At 44.5% G+C, this 15,475-nt stretch carries 17 protein-coding genes; 12 read left to right on the top strand and 5 right to left on the bottom strand.

What is annotated here, in order from left to right; translation table 11 throughout:
• Window positions 1-213 precede the first annotated feature (213 nt).
• The 3 genes from E0H88_RS03080 (at window position 214) to E0H88_RS03090 (ending at window position 4,078) form a co-directional block, all read left to right on the top strand.
• Window positions 214-2,037 carry an acyl-CoA dehydrogenase C-terminal domain-containing protein gene (locus E0H88_RS03080; protein ID WP_131273058.1) on the top strand — a complete coding sequence of 608 codons (1,824 nt, stop codon included), beginning with the start codon at window positions 214-216 and terminating at the stop codon, window positions 2,035-2,037.
• A gap of 125 nt (window positions 2,038-2,162) precedes the next feature.
• Entirely contained in the window at window positions 2,163-3,122 is a 960-nt protein-coding gene (locus E0H88_RS03085; RefSeq protein ID WP_131273059.1) for a phage baseplate protein, read from the top strand.
• A gap of 365 nt (window positions 3,123-3,487) precedes the next feature.
• Window positions 3,488-4,078: a DUF4142 domain-containing protein gene (locus tag E0H88_RS03090; protein ID WP_131273060.1), complete on the top strand. Its 591-nt coding sequence runs from the start codon at window positions 3,488-3,490 to the stop codon at window positions 4,076-4,078.
• 154 nt (window positions 4,079-4,232) lie between these two features.
• Here the strand turns inward: E0H88_RS03090 and hemW are convergent, their stop codons facing one another.
• Window positions 4,233-5,387 (bottom strand): radical SAM family heme chaperone HemW, encoded by a 1,155-nt coding sequence (gene hemW / locus E0H88_RS03095; RefSeq protein ID WP_131273061.1) that lies wholly within the window; start codon window positions 5,385-5,387, stop codon window positions 4,233-4,235.
• Window positions 5,388-5,511: 124 nt separating this feature from the next.
• On the opposite strand from hemW, the gene E0H88_RS03100 reads away from it, so the two are divergent.
• From E0H88_RS03100 to E0H88_RS03115, 4 genes are all read left to right on the top strand, one after another.
• On the top strand, window positions 5,512-5,973 hold the full coding sequence (locus E0H88_RS03100; RefSeq protein WP_131273062.1) for a DMT family transporter: 462 nt from the start codon (window positions 5,512-5,514) through the stop codon (window positions 5,971-5,973).
• A gap of 36 nt (window positions 5,974-6,009) precedes the next feature.
• Window positions 6,010-7,365, top strand: a complete 1,356-nt coding sequence (locus tag E0H88_RS03105; RefSeq protein WP_131273063.1) for an MATE family efflux transporter — start codon at window positions 6,010-6,012, stop codon at window positions 7,363-7,365.
• 224 nt (window positions 7,366-7,589) lie between these two features.
• Window positions 7,590-8,888, top strand: a complete 1,299-nt coding sequence (locus E0H88_RS03110; protein ID WP_131273064.1) for an ABC1 kinase family protein — start codon at window positions 7,590-7,592, stop codon at window positions 8,886-8,888.
• 107 nt (window positions 8,889-8,995) lie between these two features.
• On the top strand, window positions 8,996-9,250 hold the full coding sequence (locus E0H88_RS03115; RefSeq protein ID WP_092820145.1) for a type B 50S ribosomal protein L31: 255 nt from the start codon (window positions 8,996-8,998) through the stop codon (window positions 9,248-9,250).
• Between the two features lie 104 nt (window positions 9,251-9,354).
• On the opposite strand, the gene crcB is transcribed toward E0H88_RS03115, so the two are convergent.
• Complete coding sequence (crcB, locus tag E0H88_RS03120; RefSeq protein ID WP_131273065.1) at window positions 9,355-9,735, bottom strand: fluoride efflux transporter CrcB; 381 nt, start codon at window positions 9,733-9,735, stop codon at window positions 9,355-9,357.
• Between the two features lie 153 nt (window positions 9,736-9,888).
• Here crcB and E0H88_RS03125 point away from each other — a divergent pair, with 153 nt between their 5' ends.
• Window positions 9,889-10,221, top strand: coding sequence for a HopJ type III effector protein (locus E0H88_RS03125; RefSeq protein ID WP_086198570.1), 333 nt, complete (start codon window positions 9,889-9,891; stop codon window positions 10,219-10,221).
• A gap of 143 nt (window positions 10,222-10,364) precedes the next feature.
• Here the strand turns inward: E0H88_RS03125 and E0H88_RS03130 are convergent, their stop codons facing one another.
• On the bottom strand, window positions 10,365-10,772 hold the full coding sequence (locus E0H88_RS03130; protein WP_131273066.1) for a protease inhibitor I42 family protein: 408 nt from the start codon (window positions 10,770-10,772) through the stop codon (window positions 10,365-10,367).
• 35 nt (window positions 10,773-10,807) lie between these two features.
• Window positions 10,808-11,368, bottom strand: coding sequence for a hypothetical protein (locus E0H88_RS03135; protein WP_131273067.1), 561 nt, complete (start codon window positions 11,366-11,368; stop codon window positions 10,808-10,810).
• A gap of 173 nt (window positions 11,369-11,541) precedes the next feature.
• Here E0H88_RS03135 and E0H88_RS03140 point away from each other — a divergent pair, with 173 nt between their 5' ends.
• Window positions 11,542-12,162 carry a class I SAM-dependent methyltransferase gene (locus tag E0H88_RS03140; protein WP_131273162.1) on the top strand — a complete coding sequence of 207 codons (621 nt, stop codon included), beginning with the start codon at window positions 11,542-11,544 and terminating at the stop codon, window positions 12,160-12,162.
• Window positions 12,163-12,277: 115 nt separating this feature from the next.
• Here E0H88_RS03140 and E0H88_RS03145 read toward each other — a convergent pair whose 3' ends face one another.
• Window positions 12,278-12,745, bottom strand: a complete 468-nt coding sequence (locus E0H88_RS03145; RefSeq protein ID WP_131273068.1) for a Holliday junction resolvase-like protein — start codon at window positions 12,743-12,745, stop codon at window positions 12,278-12,280.
• 119 nt (window positions 12,746-12,864) lie between these two features.
• Between E0H88_RS03145 and E0H88_RS03150 the strand changes: the two genes are divergently transcribed.
• The 3 genes from E0H88_RS03150 (at window position 12,865) to sodC (ending at window position 15,431) form a co-directional block, all read left to right on the top strand.
• The gene (locus tag E0H88_RS03150; RefSeq protein WP_131273069.1) at window positions 12,865-13,509 is read left to right on the top strand and encodes an AAA family ATPase; all 645 of its coding nucleotides are present in this window, start codon (window positions 12,865-12,867) and stop codon (window positions 13,507-13,509) included.
• Window positions 13,510-13,639: 130 nt separating this feature from the next.
• A complete protein-coding gene (locus tag E0H88_RS03155) occupies window positions 13,640-14,767 on the top strand; it encodes an AI-2E family transporter (RefSeq protein ID WP_131273070.1) in 1,128 nt (375 codons plus the stop codon).
• 115 nt (window positions 14,768-14,882) lie between these two features.
• Complete coding sequence (gene sodC, locus E0H88_RS03160; RefSeq protein ID WP_131273071.1) at window positions 14,883-15,431, top strand: superoxide dismutase family protein; 549 nt, start codon at window positions 14,883-14,885, stop codon at window positions 15,429-15,431.
• Window positions 15,432-15,475: the final 44 nt, after the last annotated feature.

The following is a 15,475-nucleotide window of genomic DNA, read 5'->3' on the forward strand; positions in this document are numbered from 1 at the left end:
TATATTTTTACATAAATAATCGAAAGTCGCATATCCCAAAAAATGTACAAAAGCATATAATTATTTAGACTTGAAGCTGAATCATAATATTTTAAATTAGCCTTTCTGACATTTTTCTCAGGCTGCATCATCAATGTATTTTAATCAACAATGTGAATAATCAAATTATCGATTCGGATAATCCAATACTATTTCTAAATTAGGATTAACACTATGCCAGCGTATAAAGCCCCTTTGCACGATATTCGTTTCTTAATGAACGAAGTGCTTGATTACCCAACACATTATAAAACTCTCTCAAATGGTGAAGCAGCAGATGCTGACACTGTAGACATGATTCTTGAAGGTGCGGCAGATTTCTGTGAAAACGTACTTTCTCCACTTAACCAATCCGGTGATGAAGAAGGCTGCCACTTTGAAAATGGTGAAGTCAAAACACCAAAAGGTTTTAAAGAAGCGTATGACCAATTTGTGCAAGGCGGCTGGCAAGGTCTTTCTTTCCCTGAAGAATTTGGCGGTCAAAACCTGCCGCAATCTTTAAACCTGATCAAATCAGAAATGATGGGTACTGCGAACTGGTCATTCCAGATGTACCCAGGTCTGAGTATCGGCTGTATGAACACGATTCTTCAGTTTGGTACTGAAGAACAGAAAAATACCTATATGCCAAACCTGGTCACCGGTGAATGGTCAGGCACGATGTGTCTTACCGAACCACAATGCGGTACAGACTTGGGCCAGGTGAAAACCAAGGCGGAACCAAATGCAGATGGCACGTATGCCATTTCGGGTACGAAAATCTTTATCTCTGCCGGTGAACACGATTTAACAGAAAACATCATTCACATCGTTCTCGCACGCCTTCCAGATGCGCCTGCAGGAACCAAAGGTATTTCGCTATTCATCGTGCCAAAATTCTTGGTCAATGCAGACGGTAGCGTGGGTGAGCGCAACCCTGTAACTTGTGGTTCAATCGAACACAAAATGGGGATCCGTGCTTCAGCTACTGCGGTATTAAACTTTGACAATGCAACGGGTTACCTGATTGGCGAGCCGCACAAGGGCCTGCATGCCATGTTCACCTTCATGAACACGGCACGTATCGGTACTGCAATCCAAGGTATTGCGCATGCTGAACTGTCATTCCAGGGCGCCCTTCCTTATGCCAAAGAACGTATGTCCATGCGTGCCCTTTCAGGTAAAAAAGATCCAGAAAAAGTGGCGGATGCGATCATTCATCATGCTGACGTACGCCGTATGCTATTGACTCAAAAAGCGATTGCTGAAGGCGGTCGTGCAATGATTTATTATGCCGCGCAAATTGCCGACAAAATGGCGGATGCGTTAATGCATGGCGATACTGCAGCCTATGAAGCGCATGATGACCATCTGGGTTTCTACACGCCTATCCTGAAAGGTTTCTTGACTGAATTGGGTTTTGAAGCTGCCAACCACGGTATGCAAGTCTATGGCGGTCATGGTTATATCAAAGAATGGGGCATGGAACAGATTGTTCGTGACTCGCGTATCTCGACCCTTTACGAAGGAACCACCGGTGTACAGGCACTTGACCTGATTGGCCGTAAAGTCCTGTTAACCTCTAGAGGTAAAGTGATTCGTGACTACACGGCTGAAATCCTGAAGTTCTGCGGTCAGCATGCACGCAACAAATACATGCGCCGTTTTGCCTGGGACCTGACCAAGCTATGTGCGCAATGGAATGCACTCACGGTTCGTATCATGCTTGCGGCACGTAAAGACCGTGACATCGTGTCATCTGCTTCGGTCGATTTCCTGATGTTCTCGGGTTATGTCATGATGGCTTACTTCTGGGCGCAGCAAGCCGCTGTAGCTTCAGCAAAACTGGCTTCCGGTGAAGGTCAGGAAGTGCCTGAGTTCTACAAAGCGAAAATCAAAACGGCGGATTTCTACTTCGAACGCCTGCTTCCACGCAGTCAAGGTCATGCCGAAGCAATGGTCAACCCATCCAAGACCATGACGTCACTTGCACCTGAACACTTTAGCTTTGACTATTAAGCGGTAAAGTTTAAGTCCAAATCAAAGAGCACTACGGTGCTCTTTTTTATGCGCTACAATAATTCAAATGCAGACCGGATTTTCAAAAGCATATAATAATCAAAAAGCATCTGGGGGCTTGTTAGATGAAAAAATTATTTTCAATACTGACCCGCTTTTATCAGCCCTACAGTGTCACTGTGCCTTTAAATACCCATCATCTTGAACAAAAAATGGATTCTCCGCATTTTGCCAGCCTGGGGGATGCTGCCGAACCCATTACACTGCTGAGAACCGGATTGGGAAATCAGCATATTATCCAAGGTCTAGCCATCGATCACAGGCAAAATATGTTGTATACCACGCATGTTGAAGGTCATCCTGAACAGGGCGTGATTAATCGATTCAAATTTCACAGCTCGAATTTATGGTCGGCACAGGATGCGCAAAAACCTTCACGGCTTATTGGTCATCAGGGGATTTCTGTCGATCCACAAACTAGCTTTATGTTTGCTTCTGCTGGTTCAGCCATCCCGAACAAAGGTTGGTATATCCTGAAATTTCAATACATGCCTCATGCAGAACCTATAAATACTCAAGTCATTCAGGTGTTCGATAAAAGATACAGCAAGATCACCAATACCATGCCAACCTTCACTCCCGACGGAAAATATCTGCTGGTACGCGGCAATAACCATAAAAGAAATGTCATCCGGATTTTTAAGTCAGATCTTATTCGCCAGAAAAAATTAACCGATCTTTGTTTCTTGTATGAAGATGAATGGCCGATTGACTCAGGCTTCACTCAGGATCGCTGTGCATTTCAAGGCCTGAGCACCGATGGAACCTATATCTACCTGCTCAGCGGCAATAAGAACAAAGGTCCTAAACGAATCTATGTGTATGACTTCACGGGAAAACTCATCCAAAAAATGGATCAGGTGACACTCGGCCATTTTGAAGCTTCATCCAGTCATGCTATCCGGTATTGGGAACCAGAAGGCCTAACGGTAGATAGCCGCAACCATCAACTCTATATTCTCTACACCATTGGCAATAGCGGCCAATTTTTGGGCCGTATTTACCGGATAAAGATTAACACCTAAAACATAAAATTTATCAAAATTAAATATTTATAAGTATTTTTTCACTTGTGAAAATTAATCATGATGAACGGTTATCTTCCATTAATCCGCTAAACTCGGATCATACCCATTAATTTAACTTTAAATTTTCTCATCGTTTTTTATGTTAGTTATGTAAAAAGATAAAGCTCTTGTGAACCTGTTTAATCAATAAGCCCTCACCTAAACACCATGATTTAATACTAATCGCCCCTTGTCTTTGCTTAAATCAATCACCGCTTTATATATTTATCTCACAAAGCCACTGAAATTTTACATTGCTTTTCAGGTTATGGACCTATCTTAGTAAGGCAAATTTTAAATCATAAACTTTAAAGGTTGCCGACATGAAAGCAATTACCATGAAGAAGATGATTCACTGTATTGCAGTGAGTAGTGCATTGAGTTTTGCTGCATCTCAAAGTATAGCCATGGAACATCAATCGACCAATGAGGGCAAAGAGCATTCTAAAATGTCGCACGATGCTCATGAACGTTTAACAGACAGTCAAGTGATCAAGGTGGTCAGCACCGCAAATAACGGTGAGATCATGCAGTCAAAAACTGCCTTGCCCAAGCTAAAAATGGATCAAACCCGCAAGTATGCCCAGTTGATGATTAATGCACATTCATCAAATGAGAAAAAAGGCCAGGCCCTGGCAACTCGTCTAAAATTAACGCCACAAGGGAGCAATATCAGCACCTCATTGCAAAATGACAGCGATAAGATTGTGAATAAGCTGAGTCAATCATCCGCAGTTGATAAAGACTATATGATGAGCCAGGTTAAAGTACATCGTAAAGTTCTGATGATTATTGACAAGCAATTGCTACCCAATGCTAAAAATTCCGAATTAAAAAATATGCTTACGCAAACCCGGACTGCAGTGGCCAAACATTTGCAAATGGCTGAACAAATTGTTGCCAAGATGAAATAGCATCAAATCAATATATGAGTGAATCACACCTTCTTAACCAGCCTGGCATCAATAAACCAGGCTGGTGAATACTTTTTGTCTCACCGTATTTTAAAAATAACTTCTTCGACATCAAGTTTGAATATTTTTGAATATTTTTGAATATTTTTGAATATTAAAGGAATTCTTCCAGCACCGAGTTTAAAAACACATGCCCCTGCTCGGTACAAGCCAACTGGCTTTGATCTTCGACCATCAACTTCCGTGAACGTAATGACGCTAAAAGCTCATCCAAACTCGCCAGGTCTAAACCTGTGCGTTCAGCATACAGCTGGGCAGCCACGCCATCATTTAACCGCAGCGCATTCATCATAAATTCAAACGGCATGTCTGCATCTTCAATCTTTTTAAACTGAAGATGCTCAGCCGGAACTTTGGCCAAATAATCTTTCGGCAAACGGGTTTTCTGGAAACGGTACACGCCATCCGGCCGGGTCACTTTAGCGTGTGCACCTGCCCCAATGGCCAGATAATCGCCAAATTGCCAGTAATTTAAATTATGTGCCGACGGTTTTTCTTTGCGCCACGCCGAGACTTCATAATTCACAAAACCGTTGGCTTTTAAATAGGCTTCACCCTGTTCCTGAATATCTTCCAGCACATCATCCACCGGTAAAACCGGTTGCGTGCGGAAAAATACGGTATTGGGTTCAATAGTCAGCTGATACCATGAAATATGGGTTGCGCCATTTTCTACCGCCAGTTTTAAATCATGCAAAGCCTGTTCCAAGGTCTGTTCCGGTAGGCCATGCATCAAGTCGACATTGATACGTTCAAAGCCGGCTTCTCGGGCCAAATGAATGGCATGGATCGCATCCTCATTACTGTGAATACGCCCCAATTTTTTCAGCTGATCGGTATTAAAACTCTGCACACCAATGGAAAGGCGGTTAATCCCTGCTTTTAAATAACCTGAAAAAGGATCATGTTCGACTGTTCCGGGGTTGGCTTCCAGGGTAATTTCACAGTCATCTTCAAAAGGAATAAGCGCTTTAAGCTGCGCAAATAACCACTCATAACCCTTGGCAGAAATCAGTGACGGCGTGCCTCCGCCAATAAACACACTATGAATCTGACGGCCCTGGGCAAATTCGACCTGGGTTTTAAAGTCTTCGACCAAAGCCTGCAAATATTGCTGCTCCAAATCTAAAGACAGTTTTCCATCCGGTACGGCATGTGAGTTAAAGTCACAGTATGGACATTTACGCACACACCACGGCATATGAATGTATAAAGATAAAGGAACCAGTGCAGGATTTAGGTCAGCCAAGGAACAAGCTCGAAACGGATAAGGGAAGATGCATATTTTAACATGACTGCATCAGGACACTGATAAAATCTCACCAGGAATATCAGTACACTAGGAAAAACTATTAAAGAATTAAATTGTTAGAATGATGAAAATATCCGCTCAGTTATTGTTGTTCATCCCGCTGACACTGGGGATTGGTATCGCGCTCACCATCCAAACGGCCATTAATAGCCAGTTGAGAGAATATTTAAATTCGCCTTTACAAGCTGCCCTTTTATCTTTTCTGGTTGGTACAATACTGCTGGCCATATTGGTGTTTTTTCAGCCAGCAGAAAAACCCGGTTTTGCTAACTTTGTGCAACTGCCGTGGTATTTATGGTTGGGGGGATTTCTGGGCGTGTATGCCATTAGCCTCAGTATTTATGCCGCGCCCAGACTCGGTTTTTTGACCCTGTCCGGTTTGATTATTTTTGGTCAACTGGTCACTTCAATGGTTCTGGATCATTTTGGTTTACTGGGTACAGAAAAAACACCGGTTAACTGGCAACGTCTGTTAGGTGGCGTAGTGATTTTTATTGGTGTGCTTCTCACTTTACAACGCTAACACCTCATTATTCTAAGCACATGATGAGTAATTTTTGTGTCTCATGTATCGTCGGTTACAACGACCCGTTATGAATTAAAACAGCTTTTTCATTTGATGATTCCGATTTTGGTCACTCAATTTTCCCAGGCCGGTCTGGGACTGATTGATACCATTATGGCCGGACGTCTGTCTCCGGTGGACCTTGCCGCGATTGCTGTCGGGGTCGGCTTGTGGATTCCGGTCATGCTGCTGTTCAGCGGCATCATGATTGCCACCACGCCTTTGGTTGCGGAAGCCAACGGTGCACGTACGCCTGAAAAAATTGCCAGCATTGCACGGCAATCGCTGTGGATTGCATTGCTTCTGGGTATCATCGCTGCGCTGATTTTACAGATCATGCCGTTTTTATTGCCTGTTTTAGGCGTACCTGAGGTCTTGCTGCCCAAAGCCAGCCTGTTCCTGCATGCCATTGGCCTGGGCATGCCTGCCGTGACCATGTATGCAGCGCTGCGTGGCTATTCGGAAGCGCTGGGGCATCCACGCCCCGTGACCGCCATTAGCCTGATTGCATTAATTGTTCTGGTGCCGCTGAACTTTATTTTCATGTATGGCTGGGGACCAATTCCGGAGCTAGGTTCGGCCGGTTGTGGTTTTGCCACGGCGATTTTGCAATGGCTGATGTTTATTGCACTCGCAAGCTATGTATTGAAAGCTTCGGCCTACAAAAAAACACAGCCCTTTGCCGCATTTGAAAAAATGAATCCCTACTGGATCAAGCGCATTTTAAAACTCGGTTTTCCGATTGGCTTGGCCATTTTTTTTGAAGTGAGCCTGTTCAGTACAGCTGCGATTGTACTTAGCCCTTTGGGCGAAACCCTGGTGGCCGCGCACCAGATTGCCATGTCCGTGACCTCGCAATTATTTATGATTCCGATGTCCCTGGCCATTGCGCTGACCATTCGTGTAGGTACGTACTATGGGGAAAAAAACTGGCAGGCGATGTATCAGGTGCAATATCTGGGTTTGGCCACCGGCACTGTTTTTGCCTTTGCCACCATGGCACTGATCTGGTTTTTCCGGCCAGAAATTGTGGCCATTTACACCTCGGATTATGAGGTCACTCAGGTCGCGCTGTATCTGCTGCTGTTTGCCATGGCCTATCAGCTGATGGATGCCTGGCAGGTCAGTGCAGCGGGTTGCCTGCGTGGTATGCAGGACACCAAAGGCCCGATGTGGATCACCATGATTGCCTATTGGGTCATCGCCTTTCCGGTCGGGGTTTATCTGGCGCGCTTTACCGACATGCAGGCCGCGGGTGTCTGGGTCGGCCTGATTGTCGGTTTAACTGTGGCCTGCATCTTGTTATTGACCCGTTTATATAGAATCAATCATCGACTTAGAACTTCTTAACAGCGTCTAGACTCATTCCTTTTCCCATGAAAAGGAATGAGATCAATACAAAATAAATAGAAAAACAATGATAAAAATTTCAATAATTTATCCACTTAAAAATGTTCTTGTTTTGAATGATCCCACTTTAAAAATGCCGCTTTTTAACAATTTAAAGTAGGCAATATCCAGTTTAACGCCTATGATCATTAAAACCCATCTCTGATGATCCTGAGGAATTTCGAATGGCAAAAACGGCTAGGACCCCCGGTCGTCGCTTTATGAAACTTGCCAGTATGACGGCGAGTATTGCAACTAAAACCGTGTCAAACTCGATTAAAAATTTTAATGCCGATGAAGAACAAAAAAATGCCGCGCGCACTAAACTTTTTCAGGATATAGGTTTACAGATTGCTGACACCCTGGGCGAAATGAAAGGTGCAGTCATGAAAGTGGGGCAAATTGCTTCCCAGTATAAAGACATCTTCCCGCCTGAAGTGGCGCGTGCCATCAGCAAGTTACAGCGCCAGGCCCCAGCGATGCCTTTTGCTGAAATTAAAGCACAAGTTGAAAAAGAACTGGGCAAACCGCTCAATCAAATCTTTAAACACTTCGATGAACAGCCTTTTGCGGCTGCATCTATTGGGCAGGTACATAAAGCCATCCTGCCGAACGGTCAGCAGGTCGTGGTCAAAGTGCAATATCCGGGCGTGGACGAAGCCTGTGAAAGTGACCTGAAACAGGTTCGCCTGGCCTTGCGTTTGATGGGTGTACTGAAAATTGACCGTAAATTGCAGGACCGCTTATTTAAGGAAATTCAGGAAAGTCTGGATAACGAGCTGAATTACCAGATTGAAGCGCAGAATCTGGAAGTGGCACGTACCTTCCATGAAACTTTAGACAGCAAGATTATTATCCCGCAAGTTTATAAAGACTATTCTTCGCGTCATATTCTGACTTTAAGCCTGGAACAGGGCGAAAGCATCGAAACGGCCAGTACCTGGTCTCAAGACATCCGTAATGAACTGGGTCGCCGTCTGTTCCGTGCCATTGGTCAGGAAATTTTTTATCTGAAACGTTTCCACTGTGACCCGCATCCGGGCAACTTTGCTTTCCGTGAAGATGGTACGGTGATTATTTACGATTATGGCGGTGTTAAAACCCTGTCCACTGAAATTGTTTCTAATTTCAAAACCCTGATTAATGCCGCCCGTGAAGGTAATATTGCCGAAATGGAACAGAAACTGGATGACCTGCACTCCCTCACCATGCAAGGCAAATTTCCTGAAGACCTCTATCGCCAGTGGCTGGAAGTGTTGATGCGTCCGCTGATCACCCATTACGATTTTGCCGAAAACTCGGCCCATCATGATGGTGTCGAGCTGCTCAAACCGTCATTAAAATATTGGGATGTGTTTAAGCCTTCACCGGATACCTTGATGGTCAACCGCACGGTTTCCGGACATTACTGGAATTTAATCCATTTAAAGGTCCATGATAACCTGAATGATTTATTCGAAGAGCTGGTGCCACCTCGCGTCTGATTACCAATAATAAACCCGGTTAACCAATCGTTACCGGGTTTTATTTGACCTTGCAATTGTTATGTTATAACATTTCTTTAAATTTAAAATATACGATGGAGAAATGTATGCGCCCAGGTATTCACCCAGATTATCAACAAGTCCTGTTCCACGACACCAATGCGGATGTCTATTTTGTGATTGGCAGTACCTTAAAGCCGACCCAGACCCGTGAATATGAAGGCCAGACTTATCCTTATGTCACTCTGGATATTTCCAGCGCCTCTCATCCGTTTTATACCGGTGAACAACGTCAAACCAGCAATGAAGGTCGTGTGGCAAGTTTCAACAAACGTTTCGCACGTTTCAAACGCTCACATTAACTTCATATTGTTTTAAGATTTCAACGCTAATCTTAAGACTTGAAAAGCCCAAGCACTCTTCTCCAGCCTGGGCTTCTTTTTTATGTTTATTCTCACTATTCAATTTATCTGCTGTGTAGCAGCCACTGAAACAGGTAAAAACCGAGCGTCAAAACCAGAATTCCCATCATTACGCTGGAAATCATATAGCCCAAAGCCAGTGTGGTTTGACCATGTTTTAATAACTGGAAGGTTTCCAGACCAAAACTGGAAAAAGTGGTAAAACCGCCTAAAATGCCGACCATCAGAAACAGACGTGCTTCATTTTGCAAAACGGGAAATTTCTGACTATAAGCAAAGAAAATACCGGCAAGCAGGCAACCAAAGATATTCACCCACCAGGTGGTCCATGGAAATCCGCTCGTGGGTTTAAATAGCAATATCCCTGCCCCATAGCGCAAACTTGCGCCCACCGCTCCCCCTAAAGCCACCAGTAGCCAATTCATATCCGTTCCATTTTTATCAAATCAAAGATCAGGACTGTGTAAATTCTGGGTCCACTATACCCTACAAATGAACTGAAATAGTAATGAAATGCTGCCCTAAAAATTGTTATAGTCTCGATGTTTTTAAACTGTTTTCTATGAATTGAGGAAATTATGGCTCAGGATTTATTGGCACAGCTTCAGGCAGGTGAAATCAAATTTGCAGACGTGATTGCATATATTGATGCCCGTTATCAGCATACCCCGACAGCATTTCAAAACGGCAAACAGGCCAATGCTGCAACCGAAAACCAAGGCAGTGCCAAAGTATTTTCTTTTGCCCAACTTAATGGTCTAGATCAGGCACAAACGCTCAGTTTATTTGCTGAACATTATGCAGCGGTATTAGCGACCCCTGAAGCCACAGACCACCAGAACATTCGCCAGTTTATGCAAAATGGCTGGGATGGCATTCAGTTTGATGGTCAGGCATTAACAGCGAAATAAGTTATTTATATATATTTTAGAATATAAAAGGCCCGCTTTAATCAAGCGGGCCTTTTACTCCTCCCTTAGAAAAAGGGAGGTCGGGAGAGATTTAGAAAATCAATAAATATCCCTTTTCATAAAAGTAATCTAAAAAAATTAAATCAGGAAATTCTGACCCGACAACGCCACTCATCAACCAGATTCTGTTCCCATGATCGGCCATGTTTCACGTGAATCCATTCTTCACCGGGTTGCAGTGCAGTAAATATAAACTGTTTTTGTCCACCCATACCCACCATCGGCGGTTGGCTTTCCCCTTGATCTTGCCGATAAATTTCTTCGACTTTTAAGATGTTCTGCGGCTCGGCCACTTGCCAGATATAACCTGTAGCCGGATTCTCTGGCAACGTTAATTCCAGGGTTTGCCCCACACTCATTTCCAGTAAAGCTGGACATTGCTGCTTTAAGGAATAGACATGAGTTTTGCCATCAACCGTTGGACTCACGCTACTACACCCCAGCATGCCAAATCCCATTATTGCGGCAAAACATAACCCTAAAACTTTCATCAACTTACTCTTAACTCTCTTCTTAGGGAAACGAATTAACCTTTAACCCGTTCAATCCATTCGATTGAACTGACACGAAATAGCTCACACGCGCCATCACCCGTATCGGTTGGGGTTAAAGATGAAGTCCAGACCAGATTTTTGTCTTTAATTTCCACCAGCTCGCCTTTCAGACGTACCAAATCACCGCGTTTGACATGTTTAATCTGCTTGGCAATTTGAGGGTTGGCAGGAATGATGTGCATATTCGACACCATCTGCATGGCCTGCTCGGCAGGAACGGGTAAGCGGTCAATCTTCCAGTTTAAATAGCGGTCATATTGGTTGACCGAGATATGCCGTGCAATTTCAGGCTCGGCAAACAGCCCCCAACTCACCGCATAGTCAATGGGCGAAAACTTGGCCTGTTCATCACTGGTATAGGTTTTCGAGCCTAAAATACGAAAATCCCCTTTAAAGGCTTGCAGCGTTCTGATGGACTGTTGTTTAGATACCGGAGCCAGACCTTTGGCAATATTATAGTCAACCGAGGCACTGGCACTCACTTGCAACATGCTCGCTGCAAATAAAGTACTGAATAATATTGACCTGATCATCTTTATGCCCCTAACAAATTTATTGATTTCTAAATTAATTTTAAGTCAGTCACCTTAAATAACTATATGGACTTGGTAACAATATAGATATGTTCAGTCACTTTTTTGTCTTATTCCCTGAACAGAAGATTGGTTAAACTAAAATGATATAAAGTAAGAAAAATTAAGTGACAATGATTTATAAATTTTACCAGCAACACATTTTTCCGCATTTGCTCAATCAGGTAATGCAAACACCCAGCCTCATGGATCAGCGTCGCGAACTACTACTCCCCATTGCAGGCGAAGTGCTGGAAATTGGCTTTGGTACCGGAGTGAATCTGCCTTTTTATCAAAATGTCGATACGCTCTACGCACTGGAACCGAATGCCGATATTTATCAGCTGGCGATTAAACGCGTGCACGAAAGTGCCATTCATGTGCAGCACGTTCAGGCCAGTGCAGAAAAGCTGCCTTTTGCCGACAATAGTATCGATCATATCGTCAGTACCTGGACACTTTGCAGTATTGAACATCTGGATCAGGCCCTGGCAGAATTGCATCGCGTGCTCAAGCCTGGCGGAACCTTGCATCTGGTCGAACATGTACTGTCTGACCGCCCGGCACTGCAACATCTGCAAAACCTGCTGACGCCCGTTCAAAAACGCCTTGCCGATGGCTGCCATCTGAACCGCAATATTGAACAGGCCTTGCTGGATGCACATTTCAGCTTTACAGAAAAACATTATCTGGATGCGGCTGGTATTCCTAAAATTGCCCAGCGCATGTTGTTTGCACGCGCTCAAAAACAATAGACTTCTTTCATCAATTGTTTTCAATGACTGCAAGTTTTTCAAATTGAATATTGTTTGACTTATCAAAGATCTCTAGTGATGTTGAATTCAACCTCATGCAGTCATCATCACGGTGTTAATCATCAAAATCGATGCGCACCGTTTCAAAACGTACCCGCCCTTCCCGAACGGCCTGGGCAATCGCCTGTTGCCCCTTAGTCAGGCGTGCACCGCCACTTTTAATATCAATCAGTACCACCTCGATATCTTCGGGACTTCCCTCGCCATCCCGCAGGTCGGTATAGCCATCGAAAACCACATAATCCACCGGATCGCCCAGAAATTTGGCATCACTGGGTAAATACTGAAACTGGGGCATAATCGGTGCCAGCTGCTCGGCCATTTTGCCTTTTAGCACCGCACGACTGGTATTGACGCTGCGTTTTTGCGCATGGGCCAGAGCCTGCTGATGCTCCAGTTCCAGTTCCGCAATGTACTGCTCATACTCTGCCTTGACGCGTCCATTACGGGTGTTGCTTAAAATCATGGTGGTGAGCACCACGCCAATACACGCACCAATCAGCATTGCCATCCAAATGGACATTCTTTTTCCTTAATTGTAAAAATTACCGCTACTTATATCTTTAGACTTTTGTCATGAGTCATCTTCATCACATCAAACAATGATATGCTAGGACTGAGCAGAATAAAATCGTTAGGGTCATGAAAACTATCTTAATTGCCAATCAAAAAGGGGGATGCGGGAAAACTGTTACCGCAATTAGTCTTGCTAGCGCTTTGGCACAAAAGGGATATAAAGTTGCACTTGCCGATGCAGATAATCAGAAATCGGCCTTGCAGTGGCTGAAACAGCGTCCGGAAGATGCAGCTCCTATTCAAAGCCTGGACTGGCGTCAGGAAAAATCGATTGGTGAGGTGCCTAAAAATATCGAATATCTGATTGTGGATGCTCCTGGCGCCCTGTCCGGCGAGCATGCCGAACAGCTGATCAGTGAAGCCCATGCCATTATTACGCCATTGCAGCCTTCTTTCTTTGATATAGAAAGTACCCGCCGTTTTCTGAAGCATTTAAAAGAGATTAAGCGTATCCGCAAAGGCAAGGTGCAAATTTTACTGTTGGCCAACCGGATGAAAGCAAACAGTGCCAGCTCCAAAGATATCCAGGATTTCTTCCAAAAAATTGAACAGCAGCCGGTAACCTGGATTTCCGAACGGGCGGCCTATGCCCAGCTTGCCATGCATGGACTGAGTGTTTTTGATAAAACGCAAAAAAACTATTTGTCCATGCAAGCGCAATGGCAACCGCTGTTAAATGCCATTATTGATGATCCCAGTGCCTGGTTTTAATTGCATTGAATGGCGCAGTCCAAGCTTTGGCATGGAAATGTTCAATAAATATTCATCACAACTTACCCAGCTCTCGTTTTCGGGAGCTTTTTTTTCGGTTAAGATGATCTCCGAACTTAGGAAGTAGTCAGTGAATTCAGTGCAACATTACGCGCCCACATTACAAAAGGTTTTATTATTTGGACTGTTTTTTGTCCTGATGTATTTGAGTTTTAATGTGCTCAAATATTTTATTGTACCTGTGGTTTGGGCGGCAATTATTGCCTATGTCACCTGGCCGCTGTATCAGTCGGTATTGCGCATGTGTGGACAGCGTCCTACGCTGAGCGCCACAGTAATGATTCTTTCTGTCGTTTTAGTCCTGGGTTTACCGATTATTTTTGCGATCTTCATGTTGCAGCATGAAGGCCGAAACCTGTATTACGAATTACAGAAACAGGTGTTTTCCGGTCACCTGAACGTTCCTGACTTTATCCGGCAGTTACCTTTTATTGGCAAAGAAATTTCACGTACGTTAAGAGAGATTAATCAGGACCCGAACAGCATTATCCAGTCCGTCTCGATCTGGATTCAAGGTCATTTAAATTACGGAAAAGCGGTACTGAACGAAGTCAGCAAGAACATGATCAAGCTCTGCTTTGCCGTGCTGTCGTTATTTTTCTTCTACCGTGATGGTCACACCATTTTACATCAGGTCAGCAAAGCCTTGGAAATGGTGATTGGTCCGCGTATCCACCATTACCTGGACACGATTTCTGAAACCACACGTGCCGTAGTTTACGGTGTAGGACTGACTGCCATTGCCCAATCGGTTCTGGCAGGCATCAGCTATTTTGTAGCCGACGTGCCTAACCCGATGGTGCTGACCATCATTACCTTCCTGCTGGCACTGATTCCTTTTGGGCCTCCGATTGCCTATACCTCTGTTTCGCTATGGTTATTTTCTCAGGGGCACACCATTGAAGCGATCGGGGTGATGGTATGGGGCGTATGTGTGGTCAGTACCGCAGATAACGTAATCCGTCCACTGGTGATTTCAGGGGCTACCCAGATTCCCTTCCTGCTGATTATGTTTGGTGTGCTGGGTGGGCTGGCCAGCTTCGGTATGGTGGGATTGTTTGTCGGTCCGGTCATACTGGCGGTATTACTGGCGATCTGGCGGGAATGGCTGCATGAAACCAATGAAACTGAAGGCTTAATGATGCCCAAAGCCACCCTTGCCCATGATATTGATGATGAAACCCATCATCCTGATTAAGCTGACAAGCCCAGGTTAAGAAACTTATACATTCCACTACTTAAATCACGTGGTCTTGCATCCACGACTTTGTTTCAATGGTGCCAATTATAAAAAAGTCAGGATGCTTACAGTCATGAAAATACCATTTAAACCCCTTGCAATTGCCACCCTGGGGGCAATATTTTTGGCTGGTTGCGCCAGCCCCCAACCTATAGATGAACATAAAGCGCAACACGTCACGGTCAATGCCGTCACTGCACAAGGCATAGGCAATAAAATCGGGACAGTAGAATTACTCGATAGCCCTTCTGGTCTGGTCATCAATACCGATTTACGTAATCTGCCACCTGGCCCTCACGGCTTCCATATTCATGAAAAAGGTTTGTGTGGCCCGGCAGAAAAAGATGGCAAAATGGGCGCCGCCCTTGCCGCTGGCGGTCATTTCAACCCCAACCAGGCGCCACATCACGGTACACCACTCACCGGACATCTGGGAGATTTACCCCTCATTACCGTGGATGCTTCAGGAAAATCTCAGGAAAAACTGGTGGCCCCACGTTTAAAACTGGCCGATGTTCAAGGCCTGGCGATTATGGTGCATGCCGGTGGTGACAACTATGCCGATGAGCCCAAACCTTTAGGCGGTGGCGGAGACCGGATTGCCTGTGGTGTGATTCAATAATGTGTCCATAAAACCATAAAATAAAAAAAGCAGGCAGAGTGTCT

The sequence above is a fragment of the Acinetobacter sp. ANC 4216 genome (genome assembly GCF_004331195.1).
In the GTDB taxonomy this organism is placed as follows: Bacteria; Pseudomonadota; Gammaproteobacteria; order Pseudomonadales; family Moraxellaceae; genus Acinetobacter; species Acinetobacter kookii.